The 17,375-nt window shown below is 68.0% G+C and carries 15 protein-coding genes; 11 read left to right on the top strand and 4 right to left on the bottom strand.

Annotation, left to right across the window (positions count from 1 at the left end; all coding sequences use genetic code 11):
- Positions 1-38 precede the first annotated feature (38 nt).
- Positions 39-272: a hypothetical protein gene (locus DAT37_RS37645; protein WP_109529729.1), complete on the bottom strand. Its 234-nt coding sequence runs from the start codon at positions 270-272 to the stop codon at positions 39-41.
- 87 nt (positions 273-359) lie between these two features.
- On the opposite strand from DAT37_RS37645, the gene DAT37_RS37640 reads away from it, so the two are divergent.
- Together DAT37_RS37640 and ilvA are read left to right on the top strand one after the other, a co-directional pair.
- On the top strand, positions 360-794 hold the full coding sequence (locus tag DAT37_RS37640; protein ID WP_109529728.1) for a nitroreductase family deazaflavin-dependent oxidoreductase: 435 nt from the start codon (positions 360-362) through the stop codon (positions 792-794).
- Between the two features lie 74 nt (positions 795-868).
- Positions 869-2,221: a threonine ammonia-lyase IlvA gene (gene ilvA / locus DAT37_RS37635; protein WP_109529727.1), complete on the top strand. Its 1,353-nt coding sequence runs from the start codon at positions 869-871 to the stop codon at positions 2,219-2,221.
- Between the two features lie 6 nt (positions 2,222-2,227).
- On the opposite strand, the gene DAT37_RS37630 is transcribed toward ilvA, so the two are convergent.
- Entirely contained in the window at positions 2,228-3,481 is a 1,254-nt protein-coding gene (locus DAT37_RS37630) for a serine hydrolase domain-containing protein (protein ID WP_109529726.1), read from the bottom strand.
- 63 nt (positions 3,482-3,544) lie between these two features.
- Complete coding sequence (treZ, locus tag DAT37_RS37625; RefSeq protein ID WP_157978885.1) at positions 3,545-5,350, bottom strand: malto-oligosyltrehalose trehalohydrolase; 1,806 nt, start codon at positions 5,348-5,350, stop codon at positions 3,545-3,547.
- A 99-nt stretch (positions 5,351-5,449) separates the two neighbouring features.
- Here treZ and DAT37_RS37620 point away from each other — a divergent pair, with 99 nt between their 5' ends.
- Complete coding sequence (locus tag DAT37_RS37620; protein WP_109529724.1) at positions 5,450-6,067, top strand: class I SAM-dependent methyltransferase; 618 nt, start codon at positions 5,450-5,452, stop codon at positions 6,065-6,067.
- Between the two features lie 21 nt (positions 6,068-6,088).
- Here DAT37_RS37620 and dnaE read toward each other — a convergent pair whose 3' ends face one another.
- On the bottom strand, positions 6,089-9,655 hold the full coding sequence (dnaE, locus tag DAT37_RS37615; RefSeq protein WP_109529723.1) for a DNA polymerase III subunit alpha: 3,567 nt from the start codon (positions 9,653-9,655) through the stop codon (positions 6,089-6,091).
- A 425-nt stretch (positions 9,656-10,080) separates the two neighbouring features.
- On the opposite strand from dnaE, the gene DAT37_RS37610 reads away from it, so the two are divergent.
- The 8 genes from DAT37_RS37610 to DAT37_RS37575 all read left to right on the top strand — a co-directional run.
- A complete protein-coding gene (locus tag DAT37_RS37610; RefSeq protein ID WP_109529722.1) occupies positions 10,081-10,539 on the top strand; it encodes a hypothetical protein in 459 nt (152 codons plus the stop codon).
- A gap of 129 nt (positions 10,540-10,668) precedes the next feature.
- Entirely contained in the window at positions 10,669-11,862 is a 1,194-nt protein-coding gene (locus DAT37_RS37605) for a sensor histidine kinase (RefSeq protein WP_109529721.1), read from the top strand.
- Between the two features lie 57 nt (positions 11,863-11,919).
- Positions 11,920-12,717, top strand: a complete 798-nt coding sequence (locus DAT37_RS37600; protein ID WP_109529720.1) for a LytR/AlgR family response regulator transcription factor — start codon at positions 11,920-11,922, stop codon at positions 12,715-12,717.
- Positions 12,714-13,082 (top strand): hypothetical protein, encoded by a 369-nt coding sequence (locus DAT37_RS37595; protein WP_198654639.1) that lies wholly within the window; start codon positions 12,714-12,716, stop codon positions 13,080-13,082. The genes DAT37_RS37600 and DAT37_RS37595 overlap by 4 nt, the downstream gene beginning before the upstream one ends.
- A 45-nt stretch (positions 13,083-13,127) precedes the next feature.
- On the top strand, positions 13,128-14,882 hold the full coding sequence (locus tag DAT37_RS37590) for a sodium/solute symporter (RefSeq protein ID WP_109529719.1): 1,755 nt from the start codon (positions 13,128-13,130) through the stop codon (positions 14,880-14,882).
- A gap of 176 nt (positions 14,883-15,058) precedes the next feature.
- Complete coding sequence (locus DAT37_RS37585; RefSeq protein ID WP_109529718.1) at positions 15,059-15,421, top strand: DUF485 domain-containing protein; 363 nt, start codon at positions 15,059-15,061, stop codon at positions 15,419-15,421.
- Complete coding sequence (locus tag DAT37_RS37580; RefSeq protein WP_109529717.1) at positions 15,418-17,052, top strand: solute symporter family protein; 1,635 nt, start codon at positions 15,418-15,420, stop codon at positions 17,050-17,052. The genes DAT37_RS37585 and DAT37_RS37580 overlap by 4 nt, the downstream gene beginning before the upstream one ends.
- A gap of 108 nt (positions 17,053-17,160) precedes the next feature.
- Positions 17,161-17,375, top strand: a 215-nt coding sequence (locus tag DAT37_RS37575) for an acetyl-coenzyme A synthetase N-terminal domain-containing protein (protein ID WP_332873387.1), incomplete at its 3' end; no start/stop codon positions are given.

The following is a 17,375-nucleotide window of genomic DNA, read 5'->3' as shown; positions in this document are numbered from 1 at the left end:
GCACCGTGGGGTGTTTGTGGCGGTCGCGACCGCCACGGTCAGTGGGCTGACAGCACTCGGTGGGTGCGGCGTACCGGGCGGCGGGTCGCGGCGTATCCGATGGACCAGCGGGTGACCAGGATCGCGGCGCCGATCAGGACGCCGAGCTGGGCCGAACCGGTGATCAGTGCCAGGATCAGGCAGGTCACCAGGCCCGCGAACAGGGCCTCCAGCTTGTAGAGCGGCCATGCGGTACCCGCGATATCGACCGAAGAGGGGTGAACCGTCGCCATTCGATCAGGATATACGGACGTGGAAGTTCGGTCCACCTAACATTTGCGCGCGGGAACACTCGGGTCCGCGACGACGTTGCCCGATGTATGCCACTCACAGGAGAGTACGCACCGAGCACATCCGATTGGGCCCGCGAGCAGGCCGAGATCTACGACGGGTCGGGAGGCACCGAAGGCGCCTCGTTGCAGGGCAAACCCATCATCCTGCTGACCACCGTCGGCGCGAAATCCGGCAAGCTGCGCAAGACGCCGTTGATGCGCGTCGAGCACGACGGTGAGTACGCCGTCGTCGCCTCGCTGGGCGGCGCGCCCAAGCACCCGGTCTGGTACTACAACATCAAGGCCGACCCGCACGTCGAACTTCGTGACGGCACGGTGACCAACGACTACACGGCGCGCGAAGTCACCGGCGACGAGAAGGCGGTGTGGTGGGAGCGCGCGGTCCGAGCCTGGCCCGCCTACGCCGATTACCAGACGAAGACCACCCGGGAGATCCCGGTTTTCGTGCTCACGCCGCGCTGACCTGCGGCCCCGCGTAGCGACACTCACCCCACCCGCCGCGTCCACCCGATGCGGCGGGTGGCAGCATAATTCGGATGTCCGATCCGCTGGTTCTCGACGAACTGTCCTCTTCCCGTCCCGCGCTCACCGCGGACGAGATCGACGCCGCCGCGAAGCGTATTGCCGACATTATCGAGCCGACTCCGCTGCAGTACAGCCCGAGGCTGTCCGCGGAGACCGGCGCGCAGGTGTACCTCAAGCGCGAAGATCTCACCGCGGTGCGTTCCTACAAACTGCGCGGCGCCTACAACCTGATCGTGCAACTCACCGCCGACGAACGCGCGGCGGGCGTGGTGGCGGCGAGCGCGGGCAATCACGCCCAGGGCGTCGCCTACGCCTGCCAGGCCATGGGCATCAGCTGCCGCATCTACGTGCCAACCACCACGCCCAAGCAGAAACGTGACCGTATCCGCGTGCACGGCGGCGAATTCGTCGAACTGATCGCCGTCGGCGAGACCTACGACGCCGCGGCCGCCGCGGCCGTGGCCGACGTGGAGCGCACCGGAGCGACCATGGTCCCGCCGTTCGACGATCCGCGCACCGCCGCCGGACAGGGCACCATCGCCGCCGAATTCCTCGAACAACTCGGCACCGCGCCGGATCTGGTCATCGTGCCGGTCGGCGGCGGCGGCTGCCTGGCGGGGGTGGGCACCTACCTGCGCGAGCGCGCGCCCGAAACCGGGATTCTCGGTGTCGAGCCCGCGGGCGCGGCCTCGATGACGGCGGCGCTGGTCGCGGGCGGGCCGGTGACACTGCCGACGATCGATCCGTTCGTCGACGGCGCGGCCGTGCGCCGCATCGGCTCGGTGCCCTACGCCGCGGCCGCCGGATTCGGGAGCCGGGTCGTCTCGCACGCGTCGCTGCCGTTGCTGACCGCGACCGAATCACCCACGGGTGCGGGACAGTTCCGGATGATGCACGTCGACGAGGGCGCGATCTGCACCACGATGCTCGACCTCTACCAGAACGAGGGCATCATCGCCGAGCCCGCGGGCGCGCTGTCGGTCACCGCGCTCGGCGAGATCGAGATCGAGCCAGGATCGACGGTGGTGTGCCTGGTCTCCGGCGGCAACAACGACGTCTCGCGCTACGGCGAGATCATCGAACGCTCGCTGGTGCATCGGGGCATCAAGCACTACTTCCTGGTCGATTTCCCCCAGGAGCCGGGTGCGCTGCGGCGATTCCTGGACGAGGTGCTCGGGCCCGACGACGACATCACCCTGTTCGAGTACGTCAAACGCAACAACAGGGAGACCGGCGCGGCGCTGGTCGGCATCGAACTCGGCGGACGCGACGGTCTCGCCCCGCTGCTGGATCGGATGCGGGAGTCACCCATCCGGTGCGAGCGGCTCGATCCGGGTTCCTCGGCCTACCGCTACCTGACCTGACCTGAGCTAGGCGGCCGCCTCCCGCGTGACGGCGGGGGCGGTCCGCTTGGCGCCGCGCACACAGTTCATCATCAGCGGCAGCAGCCACAGCGCCGTCATCTGGTCGACGCTCATCTGCGGTACCGACATCCTGTTGTGCACGAACCCGACCGACAGCCCCAGCCGCGGTTCGGCCCAGCCGAACGATCCGCCGAGTCCGATATGCCCGAGACCTTCGTGCGCGTAGGGAACCGGCAGCGAGTGGTAGCCGAGGTGCCACAGCATCGGCACGTAGAACAGCGCGTGGTCGAGCTGGTAGCTGCGGATCCGGCGCAGCTCGGCGATGGTGCGCGCGGTGAGGTAGCGGCGGCCGTCGACCATGCCGCCGTTGGCGAGCGCCCCGTACACGCTCGCGAGTCCGTGCGCCGTGCACACACCGTTGCCCGCGCCGAGTTCGGTGTTCAGGATCGGCGGGGCGTCGCCTTCGAGGATGGCTTCGACTCCCGGCATGAGCAGCGCGCGGGCCGCGGCGCCGGGGGCACCGGGGAAACCGAAGGTGCGGCCCAGGATCCGCGCGCCGAGCGGTCCGCCGAGCAGCCGCAGCTGATTGCCCGCGAGCGGGGCGAAACTCATCGACGATCCCGGCGGCGGCGCGCCCAGGTGGACGCCGTCGATGCCGAGCGGTTCGGCGACCTCGGTGCGGAACAGTTCGGCCATGCCGCGCCCGGTGATCGCCCTGGCCAGACCGGCCATGAGCCAGCCGAAGGTGAGCGCGTGATAGGTGGGGACGCCGAACAGCCGGTCGGGTTTCGCGGCGGCGAGACGTTCCTCCATGAGGCGGTGATCCAGTATCTCGGAGACCTCGGAGGCGACCGTGCCGAGCGAGGACAGTCCGGCGCGATGGGTCATCACCTGTTCGACGGTGATCGCGCCTTTGCCGTTGGCGGCGAATTCCGGCCAGTATTCGGCGACGGGCGCGGAGTAGTCGAGCAGGCCGCGATCGGCGAGCCGATGCATGACGGTGGAGGTGATGCCCTTGGTGGCGGAGAAGACGATGGTCCCGGTCTGCCCGGTCCATCCGACCGATCCCGAATGCTGTCCGGTCCAGATGTCGACCAGTGTCTCCCCGTGACGGTGGATCGCCAGCGCGGCGCCCGCCCCGCGGCGATGCCCGAAAGTTCTCGCGAACGCCCGTACCAGGGGGGCGAATTCAGCGCTCGCGCTACCGCCGACCCCCTCGGGGAGATCCACGAAATCCCCGGACCAAGCCACATTGCTCATTATTCAACGTTACGGCCGGTACCACCTCGGGCGGAACCGTCCCGGACAGCTGAGGCCACAATGTTATTGCCCCGACATCGCGGTGTCGACGATGGTGAACGAGTGCCCCGGCACCGTCGTGCCCCTGTCCGCCCGCTCCGGATCGTCCCAGGACAGGATCGCCGCACCCGCGTATCCGACCGTCACCGGGTGTTCGGACAGATTGCCGATCAGCACCAGCCGACCGCGCCGCACCGCGATCCACCGAGCGTCTTCGTCGTAGTCGACCTCGACGCGGGAAAGCCACGGGTCGGTGATCTCGGGACGGGTCCGCCGCAGTTCGAGCAGGGCGCGATAGCAGCCGAGCAGTCGGGCGTGGCCGTCGCGCGACGGTTCGGTCCAGTCCAGTTTCGAACGCAGGAAGGTCTCGGGATCCTGCGGGTCCGGCACCTCGTCGCTGGACCAGCCGTGCTCGGCGAATTCGGCCTTGCGACCGGTGGCGGTGGCGGCCCCGATCACCGGGTCGGTGTGGGAGGTGAAGAACAGGAACGGGGTGCGCGCTCCCCATTCCTCGCCCATGAACAGCATCGGCGTGAACGCCGAGAACAGCACGAGCGCGGCCTTGAGCGCGAGTTGGCCGTCATCGAGATAGGCGCTCGGGCGGTCGCCGATGGCCCGGTTGCCGATCTGATCGTGGGTGCACGTGTAGGCCAGCAGCGCGCTCGCCGGAATCAGACTCCGGTCGATGGGCCTGCCGTGGACGCGCCCACGGAAACTCGACCACGTGCCCGCGTGGAAGAACCCGTGGGTGAGGGTTTTCGCCAGCGTTTCCAGCGTGCCGAAATCGGCGTAGTAGCCCTGCCTTTCACCGGAGACCGCGGTGTGCACGGCGTGGTGCAGGTCGTCGTTCCACTGCCCGGTCAGGCCGTAGCCGCCCGCCGCGGGCGGGGTGAGCAGGCGCGGGTCGTTCTGGTCGCTCTCCGCGACGAGGGTGAGCGGTCTGCGCACGTGGGCGGCCAGCGCCGCCGTCTCGGTCGCCAGTTCGGCGAGCAGAGGGGTCGCGGTGCGGTCGACCAGGGCGTGCACCGCGTCCAGGCGCAGCGCGTCGATATGGAAATCGCGCAGCCACCGCAGGGCGTTGTCGATGATGTGGCGGCGTACCGGACCGGATTCGGGTCCGTCCAGATTCAGGCTCTGCCCCCAGGTGTTGCGCCCGTCGGTGAGGTACGGGCCGAAACGCGGCAGGTAGTTGCCCGACGGCCCGAGGTGGTTGTACACGACATCGAGCGCGACCGCCAAACCTCTTGCGTGACAGGCGTTCACGAACCGTTGCAGACCGTCGGGGCCACCGTAGGGTTCGTGCACGGCGTACCAGAGCACGCCGTCGTAACCCCAGTTGTGGGTGCCGTCGAAGGCGTTGACCGGCATCACCTCGACCACCGTGACACCGAGGTCGACCAGGTGATCGAGCCGTTCGACGGCGGAATCGAAGGTGCCGTCGGGGGTGAAGGTGCCGATATGCAGTTCGTAGTAGACCGCCCCGGCCAGCGGGCGGCCGGTCCACCCGTCATCGGTCCAGCGATCGGGGTCGACGGTGTGCACCGCCGAGCGGGCGTGCACCCCCTCCGGCTGTCTGGGCGAACGCGGGTCGGGCAGCACCGTGGGGTCGTCGTCGAGCAGATAGCCGTAGCGCGTCCCGGATTCCGCGGGCAGTTCGGCGCGCCACCAGCCCTCGGCCGAGCGGGTCATGGGATGCGCGATCCCCTCCAGATCCAACCGCACCGACTCCGCCCGCGGAGCCCACACCTCGAAGGCAGTCACCGCGCCAGCATCGCACGGGACGTGCGATCCGGCCGGGCATCCGTTCGGGGGGAGTTCTCCGACGACCACGAGAGCACCCGGGTCGAGGGCTGGGCCCGGTGCCTGCCCAGTTCAGGATCGTGAGGTCGTTGGGCATATCGGAACGGGACTCCCTGACAGAATAGAAGCGTGGGATTCTACGGAGACCGGATCGTGCCACGCCTCATCGATGTGGCGTGCGGGTTGAAGGCCAACGAACCGCAGCGCGAACGCGCCTGCGCCGGATTGCACGGCAGGGTGGTGGAAGTCGGATTCGGCTCCGGGTTGAATGTGCCGTTCTATCCGGCCACGGTCGGGTCAGTCAGCGCGGTGGAACCGGCCGATCTCGGATGGCGGCTCGCGGGCAAACGTCTCGCGGCGGCTACGGTGCCGATCGAGCGGGCGGGTCTGGACGGCCAGTCGCTGCCCTTCTCCGATGACAGCTTCGACAGCGCGCTGTCCACCTGGACCATGTGCACCATCCCGGATATCGCCGCTGCGCTGGCGGAAGTGCGCCGGGTGCTCGTCCCGGGCGGCACCCTGCATTTCGTGGAACACGGACTCGCGCCCGACGCCTCGGTCCGCCGTTGGCAGAACCGGCTGAATCCGGTCCAGAAGGCCGTGGCGGGTGGCTGCAATTTGAACCGCGATATCCGCGGCCTCCTCGAGACGGCGGGTTACCGGATCCGCGAGATCGACGTGTTCTACGCGGAAGAGACGCCGAAGATCGTCGGCGCGCTCTCCCTCGGGGTCGCGGTTCCCGCCTGAGGACGGGTCCCGCGCCGTGGATCAGACCGCGAGGCAGCCGGGACCGAGCAACGCCTTCAGGTCACCCATCAAGGCCGACGACGGTGAGACGCGCAGACTGTCGTCGAGTTTCAACAGGGTGGTCTTCTCACGCGCCCCGACGTGGCGCACGTGCACGTCCGAGGTGCCCGGATGACGTGACAGCACCCGCTTGAGTTCACCGATCTTGTCCGGGGTGCACATCCGCGTGGTGACGATGACCGCGAGCGGTTTGGCGACACCGATCGCGGACAGGTCGGGGACGACGAGATCGTTGGCGATCAACGAGATCCGATCGTCGCGCACCGAGACCCGCGCCTTGACCAGCACCACCGCGTCCTCGACCACGTCCATGCCGAACACCGAATACGACTGCGGGAAGAACAGCACCTCGACGCCACCGGTCAGATCCTCCAACTGCGCGGAGGCCCAGGCCAGACCGTTCTTGTTGATGCGCCGGTTCACCGAGGCGAGGATGCCGCCGATGGTGACCTGGGCGCCGTCCTTGACATCGCCTCCCAGGATCGCCGGGATCGGGGTGTCCACCTGCGAGGCGAGGACGTGTTCGACACCGTTGAGCGGATGCCCGGAGACGTAGAGGCCGAGCATCTCGCGCTCGAGGGCCAGCTTGTGCTTGGTCTCCCACTCGTCGGCGGGTACGGCCACGTTGAATACCGAGGACACCGACTCGTCGGCGTCCAGCCCGCCGAACAGGTCGAACTGTCCGATCGCCTCGGCCTTCTTGGTGGTCATCACCGCGTCGATGGCGTCGGAGTGGATCAGCAGCAGGCCTTTGCGCGGATGGCCGAGCGAGTCGAAGGCACCGGCCTTGATCAGGGATTCGGTGACCTTCTTGGTGCAGGCGACGGCGTCGATCTTGTTCAGATAGTCGGAGAAGTCGGTGAATTTCGACTTGTCCTTGCGCGCCTGGATGATCGAGGACACGACGTTGGTGCCGACGTTGCGGACCGCGCCGAGGCCGAAGCGGATGTCCTTGCCGACCGAGGCGAAGTTCAACTCCGATTCGTTGACATCCGGCGGGAGCACGGTGATGCCGAGTTTGCGGCAGTCCGACAGGTAGATCGCGGCCTTGTCCTTGTCGTCACCGACGGAGGTGAGCAGGCCTGCCATGTATTCGGCCGGGTAGTTGGCCTTGAGGTAAGCGGTCCAGTAGGAGATCAGACCGTAGGCGGCGGCGTGCGATTTGTTGAAGGCGTAACCGGCGAACGGGAGGATCGTGTCCCACAGCGCCTTGATCGCGGCCTTGGAATATCCGTTGGCCTGCATGCCCTCTTCGAAGCCCTCGAACTCCGCGGCCAGCACTTCGGCCTTCTTCTTACCCATCGCGCGGCGCAGGATATCGGCTCGACCGAGCGAGTATCCGGCCACTTTCTGCGCGACGTGCATGATCTGCTCTTGGTAGACGATCAGACCGTAGGTCTCGCCGAGGATCTCCTTCAACGGCTCGGCCAGCTCCGGATGGATCGGCTTGACCTCTTGGCGATCGTTCTTGCGGTCGGCGTAGTCGTTGTGCGCGTTCATGCCCATCGGACCGGGGCGGTACAGCGCGCCGACGGCGACGATGTCCTCGAACGCGTTCGGCTGCATCCGGCGCAGCAGATCGCGCATGGGGCCACCGTCGAGCTGGAACACGCCGAGGGTGTCACCGCGTGAGAGCAGTTCGTAGGTCGGTGCGTCGTCGAGCGGCAGGGTGTCCATGTCCAGCTCGATACCGCGGTTGGCCTTGATGTTCTCCAGCGCGTCGCCGATGACGGTGAGGTTGCGCAGGCCGAGGAAGTCCATCTTCAGCAGGCCGATGGCCTCGCAGGACGGATAGTCCCATCCGGTGATCAGCGCGCCGTCCTGCGGCCGCTTCCACAGCGGGATCGCCTCCATGAGCGGATCACAGGACATGATGACCGCGCAGGCGTGCACGCCCGCGTTGCGGATCAGACCTTCGAGACCGCGCGCGGTCTCGTAGATCTTGGCGATATCCGGATTGGTGTTGATGAGTTCACGGACCTCGGCGGCTTCCTTGTACCGCTCGTGATCCGGGTCGGTGATGCCGGAGACCGAGATGTCCTTGGCCATGATCGGCGGCGGCAGCGCCTTGGTGATCTGGTCGGCGATGGCGAATCCGGGCTGGCCGAACAGCACTCGCGCCGAGTCCTTGATCGCGGCCTTGGTCTTGATGGTGCCGAAGGTGATGACCTGGGCGACCCGGTCGGTGCCCCATTTCTCGCTCGCGTAGCGCACCATCTCACCGCGGCGGCGATCGTCGAAGTCGATATCGATATCGGGCATCGACACGCGCTCGGGGTTGAGGAACCGTTCGAACAGCAGGCCGTGCGGCAGCGGATCGATATTGGTGATGCCGAGTGCGTAGGCGACCAGCGAACCGGCCGCCGAACCACGACCGGGACCGACCCGGATGCCGACCTCGCGGGCGTGGTTGATGAGGTCGCCGACCACGAGGAAGTAGGCCGGGAAACCCATTTCCAGGATGACGCCGATCTCGTAGGCGGCGCGATCGAGGTATTCGCGGGGTGCGCCGTTCGGGAAGCGGCGCGCCAAACCGAGATCGACCTCGCGGCGCAGCCAGCTGGCCTGATCGTGACCCTCGGGCACCGGGAAGATCGGCATCCGGTCGCTGTGCGCCCACACCTCGTCGTAGGGCTGCACGCGTTCGCCGATGAGCACGGTGTTGTCGCAGGCGTCGGGAACTTCCGCGTCCCAGAGCGCGCGCATCTCCTCGGCGGATTTCAGGTAGTAGCCGTCACCGTCGAATTTGAACCGGGTCGGGTCACTGAGCGTCTTACCGGTCTGAATACACAGCAGCGCTTCGTGATTGGTCGACTGATCCTTGGTGACGTAGTGACAGTCGTTGGTGGCGATGGCCGGGATGCCGAGCTGCTTGCCGACCGAGATCAGGCCCTCGCGGACCCGGCGCTCGATGGAGAGCCCGTGGTCCATCACCTCGAGGAAGAAATTGTCCGGGCCGAAGATCTCCTGCCATTTGGCCGCGGCCTCGAGCGCCTCGCGCTCGTGACCGAGCCGCAGCCGGGTCTGCACCTCGCCGGAGGGGCAGCCGGTGGTGGCGATGATGCCCTCGGCGTGCTGGGCGATGATCTCCTCGTCCATGCGCGCCCACTTGCCGAGCTGTCCTTCGAGCGAGGCCAGCGAGGACAGTTTGAACAGGTTGCGCAGACCGGTCGCGTTCTCGGCGACCATGGTCATATGGGTGTAGGCGCCCGAACCCGAGACGTCGTCGCCCTTCTGCCCCGGATCGCCCCACTGCACGCGTTTGGTGTCGAACCGGGAACCCGGCGCGATGTAGGCCTCGATGCCGATGATCGGTTTGATGCCCGCCTTCTTCGCGGAGTTGTAGAACTCCGAGGCGCCGTACATGTTGCCGTGGTCGGTCATCCCGACCGCGCCCATTCCCAGCCGATTCGCCTCGGCGAACAGGGGCGAGATCTTCGCCGCGCCGTCGAGCATGGAGTACTCGGTGTGGTTGTGCAGATGAACGAACGATCCGGACGAGGCGGCCAAGACGGTCCTTCCTCCCATGGGTCTCGACGGGGGTTGGCCTAGCGATTCTAGGCACGTCGGTGTGACAGATTTCGACCGCCACGCATGCCGAACCCGGACGCCGCAGGAGAGCTCGGCGTGTCGGTGTCGAAGATCACCGGCGCGTCGAAGAACTCGTCCTGTAGCCGTCCGATTCCCGCCATGACGACGCGTTTTCGGGGACCGCCCACCCTACGCGATCCCCGACCGTGCCCCTTTCCGCGGCGGGACTTCGGAACGGCTCCGACGCCGCCACCGTCACCCCGAGAACGCCGATCGCCGACAACAGTCGCTTCGCCGAGGGTGTCCGCGAGCATCCGGCGGCGGTCATAGGCAGACTGTATGACGCGTGATCGCCCGGTTCGCGAGATCACCGCGCTTCGGGCACGACCGACTCGTCCACATCTGAACACGAAGAGGTGCCGATGATTTCGATCAGGACAGGATTCGCGCTCGCCGCCGCCTCGGCGGTCGCCGCTGTCGTACCGCTCGCGGGCTCGAGTCCGGCGGGGGCCGTGGTCGAGGGCCCGTTCGCCACCATCTACGCGCTCACCGACGGTCCGTGCGCCGCGCAGGTCGACGCCTCGGTCAGCGGTAACGGCTATCCCGACCACGCCGCGTTCACCGTCAGCACGAATATGGTCGGGATCGGCGACATGGGCGCGTGCAGCCTGCCCGTCACGCTGAACTGGCGAAATCTCACGACCGGGCAGACCGGAACGTTCACCACCGTCGCGCGCGGCCCCGGCTACTGGAGCAACGGCGGATACTCCGCGATCTTCGCGCCGGGCATCGGGAATTTCACCGGCAATGTCACCCTCGGCAACGCGTATGCCCCCGAGTCGGGGGGCGTCGACTTCACGGTGAAGAAGTACCGGCCGTAGGGGCGCGGGTCCTGTCCTCGGCGTCACCCGAGGGCAGGACCACACCGTTCCTGGAGCCACGCCGCCCGTCAGGCAGACCGGTCGGCGGGATAATCGGCCGATGAGCCCATCGACGCGCCGCGCTCCCCGATGACGACCGCCGTCGCGATCATCGTCGGGGCGGCCCTGATCGCCGGGGCACTGCTGTTGTGGCCGCGTACACGTCGGTCGGTGACCACGCCCGCCGAACGGGCGGTGCACACGGCGTTACACACCGCTTCGCTGGCGGCACGACCGCTGCGCGGCGGGCTCACCGCCGTCTCGGCGCAGGAGGCCGCCGCGCATCTGCGGATCCTGACCGGCGCGCAGGCACTCGGCGTCGCCGACGCGGACGGGGTGTTGCTGGCGTGGAACGGGCCGCACGCCGAACTCGTCGAGCGCTTCACCGACGCCGCCGAACGCGCCGTCGCGACCGAGCGGCCGGTGCTGGTCGTACTGCCGGGGCGCGGTGATCAGGCCGGGCGCACCCTGGTCGCGCAACCGCTGTCGATCGAGAATGCCGGGGTGGCGGGCGCGCTTGGGGTGGTGACGACCGAACAGCCGGGGCCGGGGCGGCTCGGCGCCATCGCCGAGGTCGCCAGATACGTGTGCGGTCAGCTGGAACTGGCCGAACTCGACGCCTCGCGCGCACGGCTCGACCGCGCCGAGGTGCGCGCGCTGCGCGCCCAGATCAGTCCGCATTTCATCTACAACGCGCTCAATACGATCGCCTCGTTCGTGCGCACCGACCCGGACCGTGCCCGCGAATTGATCATCGAATTCGCCGATTTCACGCGGTATTCGTTCCGCACGGCCGGCGAATTCACCGTACTCGCCGACGAATTGCGCAATATAGAGCGCTATCTCGCGTTGGAACGCGCCCGATTCGGTGACGCGCTCGAGGTGCGATTACAGATCGCGCCGGAGGTACTCGGTGTCGTCCTGCCATTTCTCGCATTGCAACCGCTGGTCGAGAACGCGGTGCGTCACGGACTGGCCGGAGCGCGGCGCGGCACCATTTCGATCGTCGCCGCCGACGCGGGCACCGATTGCGTGATCACCGTCGAGGACGACGGCGCGGGTATGGATCCGGAACTGCTGAGGTCGGGGGCGCTCGACGCGGTCGCGGCCGGGTCGGGATCGACGGGTTCCACCGAATCCGCCCACGTGGGGCTGGCGAACGTGGACGATCGATTACGTGCCGCGTTCGGTAACGACTACGGCCTCGTCGTGGAGACCGCGCCCGGCGCGGGTACCAAGGTCGGCCTGCGCGTCCCGAAGTTCCGCGCCGGAATTCAGGCGTGAGGACGTGCGGATACCGGAATCGGCACGCACCGCACCGCGCTTTACGATGGAGCGATCGTGACACGCACCACCGATACCACGCCGACCGCCCTGCGCGTACTGGCCGTCGACGACGAGAAACCCGCGCTCGACGAGTTGGTATATCTGTTGCGCGCGCAAACGGAGGTCGGTGAGATCCACCCCGCGGGCGACGCGACCGAGGCATTGCGACTGCTGCGGGTCCATCCGGTGGACGCGGTCTTCCTCGATATCAATATGCCCGGCCTCGACGGAATGGAACTGGCCGGAATCCTGTCGGAATTCGCGCATCCGCCCGCCGTGGTATTCGTGACCGCCCACGAGGATCGCGCGGTGGCCGCCTTCGACCTCGGCGCGATCGACTATCTGCTGAAACCGTTGCGGGAGGCGCGTCTCGGCGAGGCGGTGCGCCGCATCGTCGGCGCGCGGGTGGCGCGGACACCGGATACCGGGCAACCCCGAACGGATCCGAACGAGGTCATCCCGGTGGAACTGGGCGGGGTCACCACGCTGGTGCACCGATCGAGCGTGAGCTGGGTGGAGGCCGACGGCGATTACGCGCGACTGCACACCAGCGCCGGGTCGCATCTGGTCCGCATCCCCCTGTCCGCCCTCGAATCCCGATGGGAGAACGCGGGTTTCCTGCGGGTGCACCGGTCGTATCTGGTGGCATTGCGCCTGGTGACCGGATTGCGCACGACCGGTTCGGGAACCGTGGTGTGCCTGCGTGCCGAGGGCACCGCGGCGGCCGTGGAACTGCCGGTCAGCAGGCGGCAGGTCCGCGAGCTCAAACAGCGCCTCGTCCACGGTCCGCGCCACATCTGGACCAACCGATGACCGGACCGGCACCGCGTCCGGTCCGCACCCGCGTGGTGCTGGCCGAACGCCGCGGCGCGCGGCGGGTGCGGACCAGGGTGGAGGTCGCCGAGCAGACCGAGATCGGCGAGGCCATGGTCGCGGGTCTGATCCGCGCTCAACTCGGGCTGGCGTTGCGGATCGCGCTGGTCTCGACCCTGATCCTGTGTTCGCTGCCGCTGCTCCTGCGGATCGAGGCGATCGGTTCGGTGGTGATCCTCGGCGTCCGGCTGCCCTGGCTGCTGCTCGGCCTTGCCGTCTATCCGGCGCTGTACGCGATGGGCCGGATCTACGTCCGCCTGGCCGAACGCAACGACCAGGACTTCCTCGATCTGGCCGAGGACTGATATGTCCGAATCTCCGATCGTGCGGGGCCCGCGCGCGGCGGCGCGATGAATTCGGCGCCCGCACCGGTCATGACGGTCGTCGCACTGCTGCTCGCCGCCCTCGCCACCGTGGCGATCGGCGCGTACGGGGTGCGCCTGGCGCGCACGACCTCGGATTTCCTCGTCGCCTCGCGCAGTGTCGGCCCACGCTGGAACGCCGCGGCGATCTCCGGTGAGTATCTCTCGGCCGCGTCGTTCCTCGGGGTGGCCGGACTGATCGCCAAGTACGGCGCCGACGCGCTGTGGTACCCGGTCGGCTTCACGGCGGGCTATCTGGGCCTGCTGCTGTTCGTCGCCGCGCCGCTGCGCCGCTCCGGCGCCTACACGGTGCCGGATTTCGCGGAGTTCCGGCTCGGCTCGGTGCGGCTGCGCCGGTTGGCGGCGGTGGTCGTCGTACTGATCTGCGGGGTCTATCTGATTCCGCAGTTCCAGGGCGCGGGATTGACGTTGCGGATTCTGCTCGGGGTGCCGAGCTGGGTCGGGGCGCTTGCCGTCGGCGCGATCGTCATCGCCAACGTGGCGGGCGGCGGCATGCGCTCGATCACCCTGGTGCAGGCGTTCCAGTACTGGCTCAAACTCACCGCGGTCGCCCTGCCCGCACTCGTGCTGCTCGGGCATTTCCTCGTCGAGGACCGGGAATTGGGCTCGCCCGCGCCCCCGGTCGTCACCGAGCGGACGACCGTCGAGGTGACCACCGATGTCAGGGTGCGGGTCGCCGCGCCGCAACAGGTGACGATCACCGGCACCCTGGACGGCGACGCGGTGGACGCGGTCGTCCGGCTCGACCCCGGCACACACGACGTCGCGGCGGGCAGCACGCTCGTACTCGAACCGGGCGCGGCGGTGCCCGTGGTCGCGGGCGCGCCCGCCGACGGCGCGACCTGGCTGCGGCCCGGCGGCGGATTCGGCGGCAGTCATCCCACCTACCAGGTGTATTCGCTGATGATCGCGACCTTCCTCGGGACGATGGGACTGCCGCACGTGCTGGTGCGCTTCTATACGAATCCGGACGGCAGGGCCGCGCGGTCCACCGCCTTGGCCGTCATCGCGCTGGTCGGGCTCTTCTATCTGTTCCCGATTCTGCTCGGGGTGTTCGCCCGGCTCTACGTTCCGCGCCTGCTGATCACCGGGACCTCAGACGCCGCCGTGGTGCTGCTGCCGGGGTCGGTGCTCAGCGGCCTACCCGGTCAGCTGCTCGCGGCGCTGGCCGCGGCGGGCGCGATCGCGGCATTCCTTTCCACCTCGTCCGGACTGCTCGTCAGCATCGCCGGTGTGCTCAGTACCGACATGTTGCGCGGGCGGATCCGAGATTTCCGGATCGCGGCGCTGGGGGCGGGTGTGGCGCCGCTGTCGATATCGCTGGCGGTGGCCTCGCTCGACCTGTCCAGGACTGTCGCACTGGCCTTCTCGGTCGCCGCGTCGACGTTGTGCCCGTTGCTCGTCCTGGGGATCTGGTGGCGCGGGCTGACCGCCGCGGGCGCGGCGACCGGTCTCATCCTGGGCGGGCTCGCTTCCGGCGGCGCGACGGCCGTCTCGGTCGCGGGCGGGGTGTCCGACGAACCGGCGGGCGGATGGCCCGCCGCGCTGCTCAGCTATCCGGCGGCGATCAGCGTGCCCCTCGCCTTCGCGGCGATGGTTCTGGTCAGCATGGTGACGCGCGGGCAGGACAGCCGGACCGTCGGGCGCGTCTTCGTCCGCATGCACGCGCCGGAGCGACTGGGTATGGGCTCGGACCGCGAAGGCCGTTTGCGCACAAGATGACCGGGGGAACAGCCGCGTCGGTCCCGATACCCCGCGACCGTTCGTCGCGGCCCGGCGACCGTTCACCGCACAGATCGGCGCCTTCACGGAGTGAGCTCCGCCACACCATCAACGGCGGACTTCGGCGCGGTTACGGTCAGCGGACGTAAGCCACGTCACACGCTAGGACCCCTCGGATGACCAGTATCGACCTCGACAAGGACGGCCCCGCCCCGCGGCGCGCGCCGACCGCCGAGGAATTCGCCGCCGTGCACGAGAGCCCGCAATTCCAGGAACTGCGCAGCCGCCTACGGCGCTTCGTCTTCCCGATGACCGCGCTGTTCCTGTTCTGGTACCTCAGTTACGTCCTGCTCGGCGCCTACGCGCACGACTTCATGGCCACCGAGGTGTTCGGCAACATCAACGCGGGCCTGCTGCTGGGACTCGGGCAGTTCCTCTCCACCTTCGTCATCACCGCCGTCTACGTCCGGTTCGCCAACAGGGAACTGGACCCGCGCGCCGCGGCCATCCGCGACGAACTCGAGGAGGGCCGGGCATGAGCACGAATTACCTTGCGACGGAGACCATCGGCGAACCCGTCGCCAATATCGCGATCTTCGCGCTGTTCGTCGCGGTCACCATGATCGTCGTCATCCGGGCCAGCCGTAACAACAACACCGCGGCCGATTACTTCACCGGCGGGCGCGGCTTCTCCGGACCGCAGAACGGTATCGCCATCGCGGGCGACTATCTCTCGGCCGCGAGTTTCCTCGGCATCGCCGGAGCCATCGCCGTGTACGGCTACGACGGCTTCCTCTACTCCATCGGCTTCCTGGTGGCGTGGCTGGTCGCCCTGCTGCTCGTCGCCGAAATGCTCAGGAACACCGGCAAATTCACCATGGCCGATGTGCTGAGCTTCCGGTTGCGGGAACGCCCGGTGCGCACGGCGGCGGCACTGTCGACACTGACCGTCTCGCTGTTCTACCTGCTGGCGCAGATGGCGGGAGCGGGCGGCCTGGTCGCGCTGCTGCTCGATATCGACACCAAGGCGGGGCAATCGGTCGTGATCGCCGTGGTCGGCCTGCTGATGATCGTCTACGTGCTGGTCGGCGGCATGAAGGGCACCACGTGGGTGCAGATCATCAAGGCGGTGCTGCTCATCACCGGCGCCGCGCTGATGACGGTGATGGTGCTGGCGAAGTACGGATTCAATTTCTCCGACATCCTCGGCTCGGCGCAGGACGCGGTCTCCGAATCCACGAACAAGGCGGTCGCGAGCCGCGATGTGCTCGCGCCGGGCGCGCAGTACGGCGCCAACGAGACCTCGAAGCTGAACTTCGTCTCGCTCGGGCTGGCACTGGTACTGGGCACCGCGGGTCTACCGCACGTACTGATGCGGTTCTATACCGTTCCGACGGCGAAGGAAGCCCGGCGCTCGGTGGTGTGGGCCATCGGCCTGATCGGCGCGTTCTACCTGTTCACGCTGGTACTCGGTTACGGAGCGGCGGCCATCGTCGGACCGGATCGCATCCTGGCCTCGGCGGGCGGACAGAATTCGGCGGCGCCGCTGCTCGCCTTCGAACTGGGCGGGGTGATCCTGCTCGGGGTCATCTCGGCGGTCGCCTTCGCCACCATCCTCGCGGTGGTCGCGGGTCTGACCATCACCGCGTCGGCGTCCTTCGCGCACGACATCTACGCCAGCGTCATCAAGCGCGGTAACGCCGACGAGTCGGCGCAGGTGCGGGTTTCGCGGATCACCGCGGTGGTCATCGGTGTCATGGCGATCGGCCTCGGCATCCTCGCCAACGGGCAGAACATCGCCTTCCTGGTGGCCCTGGCGTTCGCGGTCGCGGCAGCGGCGAATCTGCCGACCATCGTGTACTCGCTGTTCTGGCGGCGGTTCAACACCACCGGCGCGCTGTGGAGCATGTACGGCGGGTTGATCTCGACCATCGTCCTGATCGTCTTCTCCCCCGCGGTATCCGGGACGAAGACGTCCATGCTGCCCGGTTCGGATTTCGACTGGTTCCCGCTGTCGAACCCCGGCATCGTGTCCATCCCGCTCGCCTTCGTGCTCGGCATCGTCGGCACCTGGCTGGGCGGGCGCAGGGCAGAGGATCCGGCCAAGGCGGTCGAAATGGAGGTTCGTTCGCTCACCGGTGTCGGTGCGGAGCAGGCGATCTCGCACTGACCGCCGGGAACGACCGGCCGCAACGGCGCGGCCACCGTTGGGCCTCGGCACACGCCGGGGCCCAACGGCGATCCTCGCGCCACTCGTATTGTCGATAGGAGATCTACGTTGACCAGCGCATCCACCGACCGCGACGACCCCGCGGCCTACCCCGTCGCCGCCGAGTTCGCGGCGACCGCCAATGCCGACGCGTCGTTGTATGAACAGGCTACAGCCGATCGTGAAGGGTTCTGGGCCGAGCAAGCCAACCGCCTGCACTGGCACCAACCCTTCACCCACACCCTGGACTGGACCAACCCACCGATCGCCCGATGGTTCCACGA

This window comes from Nocardia aurea, assembly GCF_003123685.1.
In the GTDB taxonomy this organism is placed as follows: Bacteria; Actinomycetota; Actinomycetes; order Mycobacteriales; family Mycobacteriaceae; genus Nocardia; species Nocardia aurea.
This window is presented reverse-complemented; position numbering and strand designations above follow the sequence as displayed.

What these genes read in the sequence shown, in the direction of transcription:
- dnaE (WP_109529723.1), bottom strand. Translation starts at nt 9,655, where the DNA reads ATGGGAGGAAGGACCGTCTTGGCCGCCTCGTCCGGATCGTTCGTTCAT.
- DAT37_RS37645 (WP_109529729.1), bottom strand. Translation starts at nt 272, where the DNA reads ATGGCGACGGTTCACCCCTCTTCGGTCGATATCGCGGGTACCGCATGG.
- DAT37_RS37640 (WP_109529728.1), top strand. Translation starts at nt 360, where the DNA reads ATGCCACTCACAGGAGAGTACGCACCGAGCACATCCGATTGGGCCCGC.
- DAT37_RS37580 (WP_109529717.1), top strand. Translation starts at nt 15,418, where the DNA reads ATGAGCACGAATTACCTTGCGACGGAGACCATCGGCGAACCCGTCGCC.
- DAT37_RS37605 (WP_109529721.1), top strand. Translation starts at nt 10,669, where the DNA reads ATGACGACCGCCGTCGCGATCATCGTCGGGGCGGCCCTGATCGCCGGG.
- ilvA (WP_109529727.1), top strand. Translation starts at nt 869, where the DNA reads ATGTCCGATCCGCTGGTTCTCGACGAACTGTCCTCTTCCCGTCCCGCG.
- DAT37_RS37630 (WP_109529726.1), bottom strand. Translation starts at nt 3,481, where the DNA reads ATGAGCAATGTGGCTTGGTCCGGGGATTTCGTGGATCTCCCCGAGGGG.
- DAT37_RS37610 (WP_109529722.1), top strand. Translation starts at nt 10,081, where the DNA reads ATGATTTCGATCAGGACAGGATTCGCGCTCGCCGCCGCCTCGGCGGTC.
- DAT37_RS37590 (WP_109529719.1), top strand. Translation starts at nt 13,128, where the DNA reads ATGAATTCGGCGCCCGCACCGGTCATGACGGTCGTCGCACTGCTGCTC.
- DAT37_RS37585 (WP_109529718.1), top strand. Translation starts at nt 15,059, where the DNA reads ATGACCAGTATCGACCTCGACAAGGACGGCCCCGCCCCGCGGCGCGCG.
- DAT37_RS37595 (WP_198654639.1), top strand. Translation starts at nt 12,714, where the DNA reads ATGACCGGACCGGCACCGCGTCCGGTCCGCACCCGCGTGGTGCTGGCC.